Annotated in this window: 1 protein-coding gene; it reads right to left on the bottom strand. The window is 68.9% G+C overall.

What is annotated here, in order from left to right:
• Window positions 1–57: 57 nt before the first annotated feature.
• Window positions 58–241 (bottom strand): winged helix-turn-helix domain-containing protein (locus tag SB772_RS44995; protein WP_410839152.1); only part of this gene is annotated, 184 nt, incomplete at its 5' end.

The following is a 241-nucleotide window of genomic DNA, read 5'->3' as shown; positions in this document are numbered from 1 at the left end:
CCGCGCGTCACCGAACCGCCTTGCCGCCCTACTCGCGACGCGGCTGCTTCACCTGCGTCACTGCACGCCCACGAGGCGATAGCCCACGCCCGTCTCGGTGACGATGTGCTCGGGCTGCGCCGGATCGCGCTCCAGTTTCTGCCGCAGATGCGCCATGTAGATGCGCAGATAGTGGCTGCTTTCCACGTGCGACGGCCCCCACACCTCGCGCAGCAACTGGCGATGCGTGAGCACGCGGCCC

The organism is Paraburkholderia sp. SIMBA_030, assembly GCF_046535245.1.
Taxonomy (GTDB): domain Bacteria; phylum Pseudomonadota; class Gammaproteobacteria; order Burkholderiales; family Burkholderiaceae; genus Paraburkholderia.
The sequence above is the reverse complement of the archived record's forward strand: the minus strand, read 5'-3'. Positions and strand labels throughout refer to the sequence as shown.